General features: G+C 43.0%; 16 protein-coding genes, 1 pseudogene and 2 riboswitches. Of the genes and pseudogenes, 15 read left to right on the forward strand and 2 right to left on the reverse strand.

Annotation, left to right across the window (positions count from 1 at the left end; all coding sequences use genetic code 11):
• Positions 1–967 precede the first annotated feature (967 nt).
• Positions 968–1,028, forward strand: a riboswitch (Fluoride riboswitch).
• Between the two features lie 155 nt (positions 1,029–1,183).
• The 8 genes and pseudogenes from G519_RS41980 to G519_RS41990 all read left to right on the forward strand — a co-directional run bounded on the left by G519_RS41980 (position 1,184) and on the right by G519_RS41990 (position 8,499).
• Positions 1,184–2,443, forward strand: coding sequence for a voltage-gated chloride channel family protein (locus G519_RS41980; protein ID WP_051253184.1), 1,260 nt, complete (start codon positions 1,184–1,186; stop codon positions 2,441–2,443).
• Between the two features lie 130 nt (positions 2,444–2,573).
• Positions 2,574–2,675, forward strand: a pseudogene (locus G519_RS48745) (undecaprenyl-diphosphate phosphatase); the annotation flags it as partial.
• 324 nt (positions 2,676–2,999) lie between these two features.
• A riboswitch (cyclic di-GMP riboswitch) is annotated at positions 3,000–3,095 on the forward strand.
• Between the two features lie 77 nt (positions 3,096–3,172).
• A complete protein-coding gene (locus G519_RS41985; protein ID WP_051253151.1) occupies positions 3,173–5,122 on the forward strand; it encodes a putative bifunctional diguanylate cyclase/phosphodiesterase in 1,950 nt (649 codons plus the stop codon).
• 631 nt (positions 5,123–5,753) lie between these two features.
• Positions 5,754–6,095, forward strand: coding sequence for a metallophosphoesterase family protein (locus G519_RS0106190; protein ID WP_127527752.1), 342 nt, complete (start codon positions 5,754–5,756; stop codon positions 6,093–6,095).
• A 111-nt stretch (positions 6,096–6,206) separates the two neighbouring features.
• Positions 6,207–6,362, forward strand: a complete 156-nt coding sequence (locus tag G519_RS53480; RefSeq protein WP_127527754.1) for a 5'-nucleotidase C-terminal domain-containing protein — start codon at positions 6,207–6,209, stop codon at positions 6,360–6,362.
• On the forward strand, positions 6,359–6,601 hold the full coding sequence (locus tag G519_RS0106200; RefSeq protein ID WP_029193938.1) for a hypothetical protein: 243 nt from the start codon (positions 6,359–6,361) through the stop codon (positions 6,599–6,601). Before G519_RS53480 ends, G519_RS0106200 begins: the two co-directional genes overlap by 4 nt.
• A gap of 85 nt (positions 6,602–6,686) precedes the next feature.
• Positions 6,687–7,376 carry a response regulator transcription factor gene (locus tag G519_RS0106205; RefSeq protein ID WP_036632198.1) on the forward strand — a complete coding sequence of 230 codons (690 nt, stop codon included), beginning with the start codon at positions 6,687–6,689 and terminating at the stop codon, positions 7,374–7,376.
• Complete coding sequence (locus G519_RS41990) at positions 7,363–8,499, forward strand: sensor histidine kinase (protein WP_051253153.1); 1,137 nt, start codon at positions 7,363–7,365, stop codon at positions 8,497–8,499. Before G519_RS0106205 ends, G519_RS41990 begins: the two co-directional genes overlap by 14 nt.
• Here G519_RS41990 and G519_RS41995 read toward each other — a convergent pair.
• On the reverse strand, positions 8,476–9,573 hold the full coding sequence (locus tag G519_RS41995) for a bifunctional metallophosphatase/5'-nucleotidase (protein WP_051253155.1): 1,098 nt from the start codon (positions 9,571–9,573) through the stop codon (positions 8,476–8,478). The genes G519_RS41990 and G519_RS41995 overlap by 24 nt on opposite strands.
• 168 nt (positions 9,574–9,741) lie before the next feature.
• Positions 9,742–10,056: an SH3 domain-containing protein gene (locus tag G519_RS47260; RefSeq protein ID WP_029193940.1), complete on the reverse strand. Its 315-nt coding sequence runs from the start codon at positions 10,054–10,056 to the stop codon at positions 9,742–9,744.
• A gap of 41 nt (positions 10,057–10,097) precedes the next feature.
• On the opposite strand from G519_RS47260, the gene G519_RS47265 reads away from it, so the two are divergent.
• From G519_RS47265 to G519_RS0106260, 7 genes are all read left to right on the forward strand, one after another.
• A complete protein-coding gene (locus tag G519_RS47265) occupies positions 10,098–10,301 on the forward strand; it encodes a hypothetical protein (protein ID WP_127527756.1) in 204 nt (67 codons plus the stop codon).
• 129 nt (positions 10,302–10,430) lie between these two features.
• Positions 10,431–11,102 carry a hypothetical protein gene (locus tag G519_RS0106235; RefSeq protein ID WP_127527758.1) on the forward strand — a complete coding sequence of 224 codons (672 nt, stop codon included), beginning with the start codon at positions 10,431–10,433 and terminating at the stop codon, positions 11,100–11,102.
• A 1-nt stretch (position 11,103) separates the two neighbouring features.
• The gene (locus G519_RS0106240; protein WP_029193943.1) at positions 11,104–11,826 is read left to right on the forward strand and encodes a cytochrome c biogenesis CcdA family protein; all 723 of its coding nucleotides are present in this window, start codon (positions 11,104–11,106) and stop codon (positions 11,824–11,826) included.
• Between the two features lie 17 nt (positions 11,827–11,843).
• Positions 11,844–12,398, forward strand: coding sequence for a TlpA disulfide reductase family protein (locus tag G519_RS0106245; RefSeq protein WP_029193944.1), 555 nt, complete (start codon positions 11,844–11,846; stop codon positions 12,396–12,398).
• A gap of 18 nt (positions 12,399–12,416) precedes the next feature.
• Positions 12,417–13,061 (forward strand): hypothetical protein, encoded by a 645-nt coding sequence (locus G519_RS0106250; RefSeq protein ID WP_029193945.1) that lies wholly within the window; start codon positions 12,417–12,419, stop codon positions 13,059–13,061.
• 588 nt (positions 13,062–13,649) lie between these two features.
• Complete coding sequence (locus tag G519_RS52010; protein ID WP_244280044.1) at positions 13,650–13,778, forward strand: thioredoxin family protein; 129 nt, start codon at positions 13,650–13,652, stop codon at positions 13,776–13,778.
• Between the two features lie 150 nt (positions 13,779–13,928).
• Positions 13,929–14,714, forward strand: coding sequence for a sulfite exporter TauE/SafE family protein (locus G519_RS0106260; RefSeq protein WP_029193946.1), 786 nt, complete (start codon positions 13,929–13,931; stop codon positions 14,712–14,714).
• Positions 14,715–14,722: the final 8 nt, after the last annotated feature.

A 14,722-nucleotide genomic window follows, 5' to 3' on the forward strand; every position in this document is an offset into this window, starting at 1 on the left:
AATGACAGGCTCCTCCGATAATTCCCATATGATGTTCTAAAAAATTATAAGGTATATTTCTAAAAATGTAAAGGTACGATCTATCGTCCTCAATAGACTCGTACTCCATCAATTTTAATTGGTGTCATACCTATAAAAGTCGCGCAACATAAAACGCAGACTTCGTCAGGCCCCGGAAAGGGGTACATATGATTTTCATTCTAGACAAGCTTTCAAGACAGCTTACGCCTGAAAACCTTTATTACATTCTCAACCACTTTCCTTATCCCATTCTCACAAAGCCACTGTGACAGCTCATTCAGTCCTTTGGTAAAGGTTGAAAAGCGATGGCGTTTGTAAGTTGTGACGCCTTTGCTGTTGGTGGAAGCGAAACAGGCCACGATAAAGGTTTTGTGAACGTCAATTCCACAACAGACGGGGTAGACAATTTTTAAAGCCATAGGGGATCTCCTTTCCATGATATACAGGGATAGTCAGCATTGACTGATTGCCCAGCAATAAACGAGTTGTTTATCAAAGATAAGTCTGCGTGCTCGAAGCGACACTTATTTGTGCTTGGAAAGGCAATCTACACTTACACCTCATAAATGGGACGGCCCACTCACCTCCACGTGATTTGTAGTGTACTGGTATCCTTGTAAAGTAAGAATATTAAAAAATCGCTCAAGGCTAAACGGTTTCATCCCGTCATGAAAGATTCGCTTATTGTTCCATTGGGCAAAACGGTTGAACAGGTTTTTAGACATTTGCTTAACGAAAACATGATGAATGAAGGACAATGCTTATGGAGATTTCCACATTCATCGGGTGCTAATGGTCATCGGCATAAGGAGCAGACTATCGCTAAGTTCACTACCGGATTATAAGGATATATGATGGCCGAGGAAAGGGAAAAGAGGACGTAGAAAAAGGCGCTAAAAAAACATTGACATGTTGTTGTTATCCTATTACTATAGAAAAATAGTGCTGTTGAATAGGCGATGGAGTTCGCCATAACCGCCCTTTGGGCTAATGACTCCTACCAGTAAAATTTTACTGGTAGGAGTCTATTTTTTTGCCCTATACGCAGAAAGGTGGTGTAAGAAACATTTTAATGTATTAAATTCCTTGAGGAGAGAAACACAACGTGGAGAATTTTCTGGTCAAACAAAAAAAGAAGTGGTATATCTATGCGGAAAAGGTGATGCATCTTGCCTTATTCGGTCATCTAATGAAATGGCTGGTTATTGGAAGCTTGGTTGGGATTATGACTGGTTCAGGATCGGCTTTGTTTTTGACTGGTTTGGATTTTGCAACCAAAGAACGACTGACCCACCCTAGGCTCTTTTGGCTACTGCCGCTGGGCGGCGCTCTTGTCAGCTATCTCTATCTAAAGTATGGCAAGGAAGCATCGAAAGGAAACAATCTTATACTGGAGCAAATTCACGAAGGTAATGGAGCTGTTCCCTTTCGTATGGCGCCACTCGTTCTATTTGGAACATTTCTGACACATTTATTCGGAGGATCTGCCGGACGAGAAGGGACTGCGGTTCAAATGGGAGGAAGCTTCGCTGAATGGCTGGGAAACCGGATGCGCTTGGATTCCTTTGATCGCAAAATCATTCTGATGTGCGGGATCGGTAGCGGATTCGGTTCAGTGTTTGGCACTCCACTCTCCGGCGCCATATTTGGGCTGGAAGTGCTCACGATAGGTGTTATTCGATATGAAGCGTTACTTCCTTGTTTTGTGGCAAGTTTTGTTGGAGATATCGTCACAAGGGCGTGGGGAATTTTTCATCTTCACTATTCGGTTGGCACGATACTCGAGATATCTCCATTCATGATTGGGAAAGTGATTTTTGCCTCCATCATTTTCGGGCTGGCAAGCCTATTATTTAGTGAAATGACGCATGGATTAAAAGCCTTATTTGCAAGGTATATTAAAAACTCTGTTTTGAAGAGTTTTATAGGAGGACTTATTCTAATAGCGATTGTTTATCTGTTTGGAACAAGGGAATATTTGGGGCTGGGCATGCCTTTAATCTCGGAATCATTTCAAGGGACATCATCTTCCTTTGCTTTTTTGTGGAAAACGATCTTCACTTCCATTACGCTAGGTGCCGGTTTTCAAGGTGGGGAGGTTACTCCTTTATTTGTTATCGGTTCAACACTTGGAAGTGCGCTGGGCCATCTATTACAAGTATCTATACCTTTCATGGCGGCATTAGGGTTTATCGCTGTTTTCAGTGGAGCCACAAACACACCGATCGCTTGTTTTATTATGGGAATCGAGTTGTTCGGTGCCGACAATATCATTTATATGTTTATAGCCTGCGTGATCAGTTATTATTTTTCCGCTCATACCGGGATTTACGGCTCGCAAAAAATCGAGATTGCCAAATCGAAATTATATCAATTTCCGAAAAACGCGACATTAGCTTCAATTAGAAATAAGAAAAATTAGGTAAGAGTTTTAATGGGATTCCGATGAGTGAGGAGAATCGACAGCGGGGAGAAAAACCGTGTGTTAACGCTTTAAACAGGAAATCATAAACTTTTAATGGATAATTATCATGAACTGTGGAGGAAATAGAATGGATTATATCATTGCGGTGGTTTTGGGAATCGTGGAAGGATTAACGGAATTTTTACCTATTTCTTCAACGGGCCATTTAATTCTATCAGGTGAATTATTGGTTGTTGTGCATTTACCCCTACGATTACCTATTCTGAGCTAGTGGGATGATCAGATAAATAAATTGAAGTTTTATGAGCTATTTTGTGCGATTTTGTCGAATAAACAACGTTGTACGACATATATTGTACGAAATTCACCATCAATAACAAGGAACTTAAAGCAGAGGAATCTCCTGCAGTTGAAAAAAAGATTGAACATCTACGGAGAAGCTGTATGTATTTTATATAACTCGTAATTCGTTTGTGGATTTGGATGTGTATCGTTTAAGCTTTTAAACTGGACCATATCATCGCAAAGTATCAGAGAAAAATAAAATAATAGAGTAATGAAAAGGCACACCCATTGAAAAATGGGGCCGCAAAGCTACAGGGGTTACGACGTATAGGATCAATATACGTTATGCCAGCCAGCTACCGAAATGCGAAGGAAATCCTCCTGTTTTCGGGAGGTTTTTTTTATACTTTAAAAATACTTGGAGGGAGGGGCTACTTTCGTATGAGCAAATTACTTAGTTCCTTTCATCAGTCCCGAGAAAAGTCAACTTGTATTAGAATTTCAGCAATCTACATATTCTTAAGCACCACTTGGGTTATAGGTTCGGATATTTTACTGCGATTAGCGTTGCACCATGAGGTCAGCGCGGCGGAAACCTTCAAAGGGCTGCTGTATACGATGATAACAGGATGGATACTTTATGTCATTCTGAAACGGAATATGCTGGAATTATGGTTCTCCAAAGAAAAAACAAGAGCGAGCGAACATCGATTTCGCGAATTGTTTCATCACGCCAATGATGGTATTGCGTTAATTGAATTGCAGAATGACGGAGTTATCAGCAAGATTTTGGAAGTGAACGAAACGTTTTGTAGGCAAATCGGCTGTTCGAGGAAGGAAATCTTAGCGATCTCACAAATTGAGCTTCCGAAGTGGAAGGAAGTCAGTCAGTTGGTAGATCAATTTGTAAAGCAAGGCAGTATGACATTTGAATGGGAGTTTTCGTCGGAAATTGGTCAAAAAATTCCGGTCGAAATCAGCGGAAGATGGTTTGAATATGAAGGAAACAAAGTGATTCTGTGCATCTCTCGGGATATTACAGAACGAAAACAAACCGAAGAGCGGATGACTTACTTGGCTTACCACGATCCGATAACCAGCCTGCCTAATTTCACTTTTTTTCAAGAAACATGTTCTGAGGCTCTACAGGAGGCAAACATTCACGGGCATAGGGTGTGTATATTGGATATAGAGATCGACCGCTGGAAAATGATTCATGAGACGATAGGACGGAAATTCAATCAACTTCTCCTGCAATGTATTGCGATAAAACTAAGGGAATGTAGAAGGGGCAATGATGTATTGTCCAGAGGAGAGGTTTGCGATTTCAAGCTTCTTCTGCCGAACATCTCCGGTGTTGATGAAGCGATTGAGGTGGCAAGGAGCATCATTGAACAGTTCGAACAACCTCTCATGGTGCAGGATAACGAATACTATATCACGCCCCGAATCGGTATAGCTTTGTATCCGAATGATGGTCAGGATTTGGAGTCGTTATTTCGAAGCGCCCACCTTGCTCTATCCCGTGGAAAGGAAGCTGGAAGTAGATATCAACTCTACGACTCGACGATGTATGACGATACTTCGAATGCGGTCATGCTGGAGAACGATCTCTACAGGGCAATGGCCGGCAATCAATTTGAACTGGCCTATCAGGCACAGACGGATATGAGATCCGGTAAATTGATGGGAATGGAAGCGTTGATTCGCTGGTGGCATCCGGAAAAAGGAATCATCTCGCCAGATCAATTTATTTCATTGGCCGAGGAGACCGGGCTCATTGTTCCAATCGGCGAATGGATTATCTATGAGGCTTGTAGACAGAATAAAGCCTGGCAGGATGCAGGATTCAGAAAAGTACCGATCGCTGTAAATTTGTCCATATGTCAGTTCTCACAATTCAACATTGTTGGCAGCGTGCAACGCATTTTGGAGAAAACCGGATTATTGCCGCAATATCTTGAACTTGAAATTACGGAAAGCATGACTATGGATGTGAATCATACGGTTCTAGTTCTGAAAGATTTGAAGGCTTTAGGTGTTCAGATCAGTATGGACGATTTCGGAACGGGATACAGTTCTCTAACTCATCTAAAGAAGTTTCCAATTGACAAACTGAAAATCGATCAATCATTCATCCGGGATATTTCGGTAGATAAAAATGATGCCAGTATTGTAGCCACAATCATTGCCTTAGCTCACAATCTCAACTTGTTGGTCATTGCTGAAGGAGTCGAAAAACAGGAACAGTTTGAGTTTTTACAGTTACAAAAGTGCGACGGTATGCAGGGATACCTGTTTAGTCCGCCGCTGTATGCTAAACAAATGGAATCACTGCTTAAAACATTAACACCTCATAACGACATCTCTTTTCTATCGGAAAATACTTGAATGGTTTCGTCCAGGTTGGTCGTTTAAAAGGGGTACAACGAACCGAGAAATAATGTCATCTTAGTTATCGGTTATACTAGCTGCAGCAGTCATGTCCAACAACATGAATTTGTGCCCACTTTCCCGGGGTGTACATGTGCGGTACAATGGATATTGTCTCGTCGACAGAAGGGACACAAATTCAAGTCACCTTTCCACGAATCGATTGAGCTAGTAATTCGCTGATCAATCTTATGCACACAGAAATGTACTAACTAGAAAATATATAGCTCCATTTTTTTGCATCTACGTACTTGGACACCTGGTAGGTAAGATTTACAAAGATCAACAAAATCGTTATTATTGATATTGGAGTATGTGAATAGTTTGACTCGGAGGAGCCTGTCATTTTCAGGCTCCTTTTGTGTTTTTCACAGATTGGGCCTGTAAACAATTGTGACTCGGCAGACCTCAAGCGGGATGGAAAAGGAGAGATGCATGACTCTTTAAACAAATGGAAATAACTGAGAAGACTTTTGGGATTTATTTTCTAGGAGTGAAACATCTGCGTCATGATGTGTTCATGCCGAGAAACTGGGAGGAGCAGGAATGACCTGATTAATTCCGCATATTGATGAACAGACTTACTTCTATGCCAATTTGTGCTAACTTGATTGACGAAAAAACAGGTGTGGATGTAATTGCTCCCTATTATACGCAGGAAGTAAACGGTCTGAAAATCTTTATCGGCTACGCCGATCCGTTTGTGAAAGTCAGACAGCCGTTGTCGTTCACACGAGGGTTAAAGGTTACAATGCCGGAAGAAAGCATTTCCAAGTATGTGAATATTCATCGTAACCAGGAAAAATGCGATGTGGTTTTGGCCCTTACACACCTGGGATTGCCGGCACAAGTGGATCTATCGAACAACCCGGGGTGCGAAGGCGTGAACTTCATCCTCGGGGAAAAGGAAAAGATTATTTCTACCAGATGATTGAAGTCAGCCCGGGCATATATCCGGAAGATCCGAGCATGCATCGGATTGTTAACAAGGTGCGGAAATTTTGAATTTTATTCCTAAAAAAGGAAATTTATTACATACAATATGAAGGTGGAGTGTGTCTCAAGCAAGCCGAAGGGACTGCGGATTACCAAGATTGAAGTAAATGGCGAGCCGATCGATTTAAACAGGGAATACAACGTGGTTTCATTCCAAAGAGAAGGGGAGAAAACGGATATGGTGTACAAAATCAAAATGTGAAAAATACGCAAGTGCTGTCCATAACCCAATACGATGCCATTCGGGAATTCTTGAAGAAACATTCCCCAATTAGTTATCAGATCGAAGGCCGGGTTGTGGCAACCGACCTGCCGCCGATTGTTCTTTCACGTTCCCCGCTCCAGGAAGCGGCTATGAGTTTCATTAATTTGTTGTCAGCCGCAGAATCACCTTCCCAAAATCATGATGTGGAGTTGAGCATAGGGGTGTTCATTGACTGAGAGGATTTAATGTTATTGTTTCTTTTCTTTATCAAATCTTAAAATAAATATTGTATCCTATTCTCTAACGTTTAAAGGGGGAAGAATGTTGAAAGGAAAAACGATCTTAATCGTAGAAGATGATGCCAAAATTCGACGCCTCCTTAAATTATATCTGGAAAGAGAAGGATATGAAGTATTGGAAGCGCAAGACGGGGCAGATGGAATGGATACTTTCATGAAATTGGACCCGTGCTTTGTCATACTGGATCTCATGTTGCCGAAAAAAAGCGGGGAAGACTTATGTCAATGGATCCGCACCGAGTTGAAAAGCGATATTCCCATTATTATGTTAACGGCAAAAGTGGATGAATCCGATCGAATCAAAGGATTGCAAATGGGAGCAGATGATTATATCATCAAGCCATTCAGTCCACAAGAAGTTGTCGCGAGGGTTGATGCGGTACTTAGAAGAACAGCTAACCGTTGCAGTAAAATCAGTTATAAGGGATTAACCATCAAGCCGCTGCGTGGGGAAGTTAAATATAACGGCAGCATCATTCCGCTTACTACACATGAGTTTAAATTGCTGTATTATTTCATGAGGCACCCGAATCGGATTTTAACGCGTGAACAAATCCTTCAGGAGCTTTATCCGAACGAAGAGAAGACGGTGATCGATCGTACGGTGGATGTCCATGTCGGTAAGCTTCGGGAGAAAATCGAGACATCAAATGAAGTCCCTCTGTTTTTTGAAACCATTCGGGGAATGGGGTATCGGTTTGTCGCCTATTAAGTATGTTCTAGCTTGGAAGAACCATCTGAAATGGAAATTAATCGTGGTCAATGTTGTAGTCATTGCCGTTGTGATTTGGTTTGCAGGCGTTTCTGTTAAAGATTTTGCTTGCATATTGGTTGGGCAGTACCAACTGGTCGGAGAAGAAAAAAGCCAGTTTTTCAATCAAACGATGCACTTTTACTTGTTAAGGGCAAGTGTTCTGGCCATCATTGTTGCCGCGGTCATCCACTTCTTTTTTATCAAAAGGCTATTAGCCCCGCTCAAACGGCTGACTCAGTCTGCACGGCAGCTTACAGCTGGAACGTACCCGGAACCCATTCAACCCTCATCGGAAGATGAGATCGGTCAACTCACCCGACACTTTAATGAATTGACTCGAACGTTGAAGCGAACGGAAGAAAACCGGAAACGGATGCTGAGCAACATCTCTCATGATCTGCGGACGCCTTTAAGCAGTTTGAATGGGTACTTGGAGGCATTGAGCAACGGCGTGCTTGAGGGAAATCAGGAGCTTTATCAATCGCTTTTGGAGGAATCCTTGCATTTAACCCGGTTAGTTGAACAACTGCATCAACTCACCGTGTGGGAAGACAGGCAAAAGACTCGATTGGCTTTAAGCAAAATAGATATCCATGAACTGACGAACCGTTGTATACAAACGTTTCGATTGGAATATCAGAACAAAGACATTGAACTACACGTTTCCATCCAGGAAGATACCGTGATAGGGGACGATGACGGGCTAAAACAAGTGATGAACAATCTGTTGAAAAACGCTTTAGTATACAACACGGGACGAAACGTATGGGCGACTGGGGAAGCCAACGATCAGTTTTATCGAATTACTGTAAGCAACCTGGGAGAACCTTTGCAGGAGGATATGCGAGAGCTTGTATTTGAGCGGTTTTTCCAGGCTGATCCGTCAAGGCATCGAGGGGAGAATACAAAAGGAAGCGGCCTCGGACTTGCGATTGTCAAAGAAATTGTCGAACAGCTTGGAGGAAAGTCAGGGCTTTATTCAGAAGGCAACAAACATTCCTTTTGGTTTACGATCCCTCGGTGTTTGGTTTCGCAGCCCGTTCAAGAAATTGATCAGTCAAATACAAAAAATATGGGGTGACTCCCCGATTTCAACGATTTTGTGATCAGCAAAAAAATGCTTGATCGCTTTATGGGCATGCAGCTCCAATTTTTTCTTGGCCGAATTACCTCGAACGAGGAAATGTTCAATGCGGTTGCCTTTAGGATTATAGGGCTTATAGGCCATCGTTATTCCGGATGAGCGCAACACATATCCGCCTTTCTGTTGAAAAGGATCGGGAGAAAAGACTTGCTCCAGATTCGCCTCAAAAGCCTTCAAGATACTCTGACCATCCAATTCAACTGTAAACAGTTCCGGATTCGTCGGAATGATTTGGTATAGGTCTTTTACCGTCATCCGCCCCGGCGCGCCGTACCTCCATCCGTGGGATAAGGCGATGTCCGCCTCTGCCGCATGCAAATAAGCGTCGGTAATGAGACAATCCATCGGCGTTTCGTTCAGGGTCATGCGATGCAGCGGCGTCTTCAATTCGCCAATGACCTCATTCAATTGTGTCTCGTATGGTTGCATGATCTTTTTGATCAGGAGGGAGAGATCGGGATCTTCTTCGAATTGATCGGAGAGCAGTGGGATGAGACGGTGCCGTACATTCGTGATTTTCCCGTATTCAAAGGTAAGGTCGAGTTGACAGAGGAAGGAAGCGCTCGCCCCAGATTGAATAATCCAGGTTCCATTCTGGCGTATCGGTTTAGCAATCCGGTCATGCCTATGGCCGCTTAGAATGATATCGATTCCGTCTATGAGTGATGCCGCTTTAACGTCTAGAGGCAACCCCATATGACTGATCACTACGACAAGATCCGCTTTATGCCCCACCCGCAATCGTTGAATGACTGCTTTCATTTCTTCCACATCGAGCGTAAAAATCAATCCCTCCGAGAAGAACGGCGGCATGGTTTGATCCACAAAAGGATAAGTCCATCCCGTCAGACCCACCTTGATCCCCCCTACCTCCTTCATCATGTAAGATTGAAAAGGAATTTGCTTGGCGGAAGTTGAAGACGCGTTCATCGTTAAGGCAGGTATGGAAGCTCGGCTTAATAGGGAAAATAGCTGATCCGTACCGTATGCGTAATCCCAGTTACCAGGCACTAGCGCAGAATCTTGCCATTTCCCAAATAGATGCCGTTATTTGTTATTCGGTGCGCTACTTTGTTGATTCCGGAGTAACTGGAGCTTTTATTGCCCTTGTAAGAGATAAAGAACATTATGTCTCCCGGTTTTAGTTGCTGCCAGTTGGTTGTCGTTTTGCCGATTTTTTCACATATTCGGCTTGAGTTCTGGAATTCCCCGGGAGAATAATTCCTGCACTTCCTTAAATGCCTGCCTAACAAAATCGGAACAGTCGAATGTCTCGGTATTGGAACGGCTAGAACCGAACTTGTAGGGCGTCCCTAAATACTTCATTCCCTTTTCAATGATGTTCTTTGCCCTATCTGAGGTATTTTGGACGTTTGAATTGGAAGAAGATTCCTCCACCTTTATATGCTGGTTTTGAGTTGTCACATATCCGGTACGGCCAGCATCATCCTTGACCTTGAACCAATAGCTGTTGACACGGTCCGTTATTTCCACATGTTTTTAAGTAACCGATACGGTCGCTGCTCAAAGAGGGCTTGTCCCGAAAGCTTACACTTTTCATGATGACAGCGTCCCCGCCGCTTGCTGCCAAAGCGCTGTCATGTCCAAACGAAATCGTTCCGGCGATGAGTGCAGGAGCCAATAATGCGATTGCTAATTTTCTTCTGGAGCATCGAAATTCCTCCTGTGATACTTATAAATTTCCCGAAGCGGTAACGATTGCTTGCGGGATAATTTAAGCGTAGCACAGGGTTGGACGAGACTTGGATGCACTTTTTTCCATTTGCTTTATCTCTTCTTAAAAAAGATGAGATAAGATGAACTTTGTTCGGGATTATAAAGAGCCAAAAATGGAGGAGGTGATTGTATTGAGCACCGTGCAGTTAGGCCCTTTCATCATCAATGGACAAATGTTGCTTACCTTGTGTTTTGGGGCGGCTGGCTGGCTGGCGCTGCGTTATCGATTACGCAATAAGCCAGAGAGAAATCTAATCCTCACTATGGCGTCCAATGCTTTCTTCTTATGGATTGTCATTTGGAAAGGGAGCGTTCTTTTCTTTGATCCGGTTGGAGTGATTCAACAGCCCGTGTCGTTGCTGTTTTTTGACGGAGGAGAGCGCGGCCAATGGATAGCGAGCTTGATCGCCTTAGCCTATGTAGGGTATCGGTCGTCAAAACAGCCCATTTCTGTGAAGATGGTGATGATTGCTCTGATCACCTTTTTCCTCGCAGGTTGGCTGGCCTGTCAGCTCGTATTGCTTGCCTTTGGCGAGGGGCCGTTTTGGTATAACGTGGCAAACGCGGGTTTGACCGCCTTGTTCCTGCTGTCGTTGTTGACTTTTCAAGAGACGGGCAGCTCAGCGAGAGCAATTCAACTCGGAGTATGGTTTTCCATCGGAAATGTCCTGCTCTTGTTTATGGATCACGCACGTCCGTTATTTTTCATATCATTCAGTGAACAGCAATTGGTTTTTCTTGCTCTTGCCGTATGTTTTACTACATGGTCATGGTTTGACGTGAAATCAGTAAGAGGGGGATAGAATGGAAAATATTACAGTTTTCGTTGCTTTTGCCGCAGGCATGCTTTCTTTTCTATCTCCATGTGTGTTCCCCTTAATTCCGGCTTATGTGTCCCACTTGACAGGTTCATCCTTTCATGAAGGCAAGCTGGTCGTTAATCGGGGGATACTGATTGTCCGGTCTGTCAGCTTTATCGCAGGATTCAGTCTCGTGTTCATCGCGATGGGGGCTTCTGCCAGTTTCATTGGAAGTTTTTTTGCCGAAGAACGAGATTTGGTGCAAAAAATAAGCGGTCTCCTAATAGTAGTATTTGGTTTGCAAATGACGGGACTTTTAAAGCTGCGGCTGTTGATAACCGGTAAAACATGGGAATCAAAAAGCACTTGGACAAACGGCACGATCCATTCGGTTTTCACCGGTTTGGCGTTTGGAACAGGATGGAGTCCTTGTGTCGGTTTGGCGCTGTCATCGATTTTGCTGCTAGCCGGCTCATCGGAGACGCTTTGGAGCGGTATCTCTATGCTGGCTGTGTATTCACTGGGATTGGGCGTCCCGTTTTTGCTTATCTCCTTACTGTTAACGTACTCCATGGGGGTCATCAAAAAGATGACAAAATGGATGCCCCTTCTCTCCGCAATCAATGGCTGGATTCTGATCGGTATGGGAGCGCTTCTGTTTTCCGGACAGTTGCAAAAATTAAGTGCATGGCTCGCCAAATATACGTTTTGGAATATCAACTTTTAACGACAGGAGACAGAAAAATGAAAAAAAGCATATTCGCGATTATCATGTTGTTGGGGCTCGTTCTATACGGCGTCTACGATTATTATGGCAAAAAGACATCGGAATCTTCACCGGCAACGGAAGAAGCGGGAAACATTCAGAGGGGTATTCAAAAGGGACAAAAGGCGCCGGACTTTGAGCTGAAAGATTTGCAAGGCCAGACCGTCAAGCTCTCCGACTTCCAGGGGAAAAAAGTAATGATCAATTTTTGGGCCACCTGGTGTCCGCCTTGCCGTGTGGAGATGCCTCATATGCAGAAATTTTATGCAGATTACAACAAACAAGGAGTAGTCATCCTAGCAGTCAATTTAACCCCAACGGAAGAAAATGCAGATTCGGTTCCTGCCTTCGTCAAAGATTACGGTTTAACGTTTCCGGTCGTGCTGGACGAGGAAGGTACCACTATGCAGACGTACCAGGTTGTGGCATACCCAACCACGTATCTTCTCGACTCCAATGGCGTCATTCGGGAAAAGTTTCAAGGGGCCATCAATTACGACATGATGAAACAAGCGGTTTCAAAAATCAAGTGAATGAATGGAGGCGTTCAAATGAATCAAATCGTAAGAAAGGTCATGCTCTTTACCCTATCAGCTTGTCCGTTGGGTAGATCGATGAATAGTGTGCTCGGAGAAGTTCGAAGATGCGTCGAAGGACTTGAATTTCAGATTGTCCATGTGGATGTCGATACGGACGTGACAAACCATTATCGGATCAAAACAAATCCGACTACCTTATTCCTGGATCTGCACGATAACGAACTATATCGTTTCGAAGGATTGAAGGAGACGGAAGTGACCCTGCGGATTATGGAACAAATCAATGAGGAATCGTTGCGGATTCATGCGGCACGGGAAGAGAATCAGGAAAACGAGGAAACTTACGTCATTTATTTAGTTCAAAACGAAACTGTGGTTCCCCTGGAAACCTCCTATTTGAATAAAACCTCGGTGAAGGCACCGAGAATCACGGCGATTAAGCAATTACTTCAGACCCGGATAAAAGGCTATATAAACCCCTTTCCTTCGTCAACATCTTTGGAACTGGTACATTTTGAACATGAGCATGCCGAGATTGTTCTTCGGGTTGATCGTTCGGAAAATCATCTTGACAAGGATCGAATGAAGGAGTTGCTGAAAAAAACATTATCTCATTTCGGTGTTGTCGACGTGGAATTAATATTGTTGACAAGATAGAACATACGAAAAACAATTGGATATCTTTAGGGATCTTATTTCTATTCCCAACATGTTGACAATAAGCAGAGACACTGTGTAATATATACATATACCCGTATATGTATATAAAATTGTAACAAAGGTGGCCTTATCCGAAAAGATGGGCGAGACCAATTTAGTGTGGCATACCATAGGTCAAGACATTAAAGATTATCGGTTACTATTAAGATCATTTTATGCGAACCAACAGTTGCGCTCTAAAATGACGATTCGAATGGTGTAGAATGCGATCCATCGTTAAGCTTAGATGCGAACTGGCGAACAACATCGTCAAAAGACGTTAGCAAAGTGTGTGAGGTTAGCTTACGGCAGAACAACGAAATTTATACTTTTGATGCGATTCATAACGTTGACAAAAGTCATAAGATCAACTATCATGATACCCATAGGGGTATATGTATAATGTCTATCTCGGAATGGAGGGGGAAAAAGATGTCCACAGTAAAAGTAACCGACGCTTCTCTTGAGCAAGTTCTTAAGGGCAATCAGATGGTATTGGTCGATTTCTAGGCTCCTTGGTGTGGTCCCTGCCGGATTATTGCCCCGATACTCGACGAATTAGCAAGTGAATTAGGGAATCATGTTATTGTAGCCAAGCTGAATGTTGATAAGAATCCGCTTGGAGCTATGAAGTACCAAATTCAAGGAATACCGACTTTGAAGTTGTTTCACTGAGGAAAAGAAATGGAAACGTTGTTGGTATTCAACCGCATAGCAAGCTCAAAACGGCTATTTTGAGATATGTAGATTAATTTTTAAGAAAATATCCTTCTGAGTATGTAAAAGTGAAATGTTTTCAGCATACTACAGGGAAAGGAGTGACTTATGGAGTTAGATTTCGGCTGGATTATTACATTGTTTGCTCTTGGGTTCCTCGGTTCCTTTATTTCGGGAATGGTTGGGATCGGAGGCTCGATCATCAATTATCCGATGCTGCTTTATATTCCACCGGTCTTAGGATTTGTCGCGTTTACAGCGCAAGAAGTTTCTGCAATTAGTGCCGTGCAAGTCTTTTTCGCCACATTGGCTGGAATCTTCGCTTACCGTAAAGGCAAGATGATTAACAGAAGACTAGTCCTTTACATGGGGATTCCCATTGTTATTGGTAGTTTCATCGGTGCATACGGCTCCAAGTTTTTTCCTGATTCAGCAATTAATCTAACGTATGCTGTTCTCGCATTAATTGCGGCAATTATGATGTTTTTGCCCAAAAAGGGGGTAAATAACGAGAATTATTCTAATATTCGGTTTAATGTTGTTATTGCTTCCATTTCAGCTGCAATCGTAGGTATTCTTTCAGGTATCATTGGTGCTGCCGGTGCTTTTATAATTGTCCCGATTATGTTGGTTGTATTGAAGATTCCAACACGCGTAGCCATCGCTTCTTCATTGGCGATTACGTTTATTTCGTCAATAGGATCAACCGTAGGTAAAGTAATGGGTGGCCATATGCTTCTAATTCCATCCATAGTTTTGGTGGTAGCAAGCATTCTTGCTTCCCCGCTAGGAGCTAAAGCCGGACAAAAAATGAACGTAAAAGTACTCCAATGGATACTTGCCGGGTTGATTACGGCAACAGTAATTAAAATTTGGTTGAATATTTTGACATGAACAGGAGT

The organism is Paenibacillus alginolyticus DSM 5050 = NBRC 15375, from assembly GCF_000422905.1.
Taxonomy (GTDB): Bacteria; Bacillota; Bacilli; order Paenibacillales; family NBRC-103111; genus Paenibacillus_E; species Paenibacillus_E alginolyticus.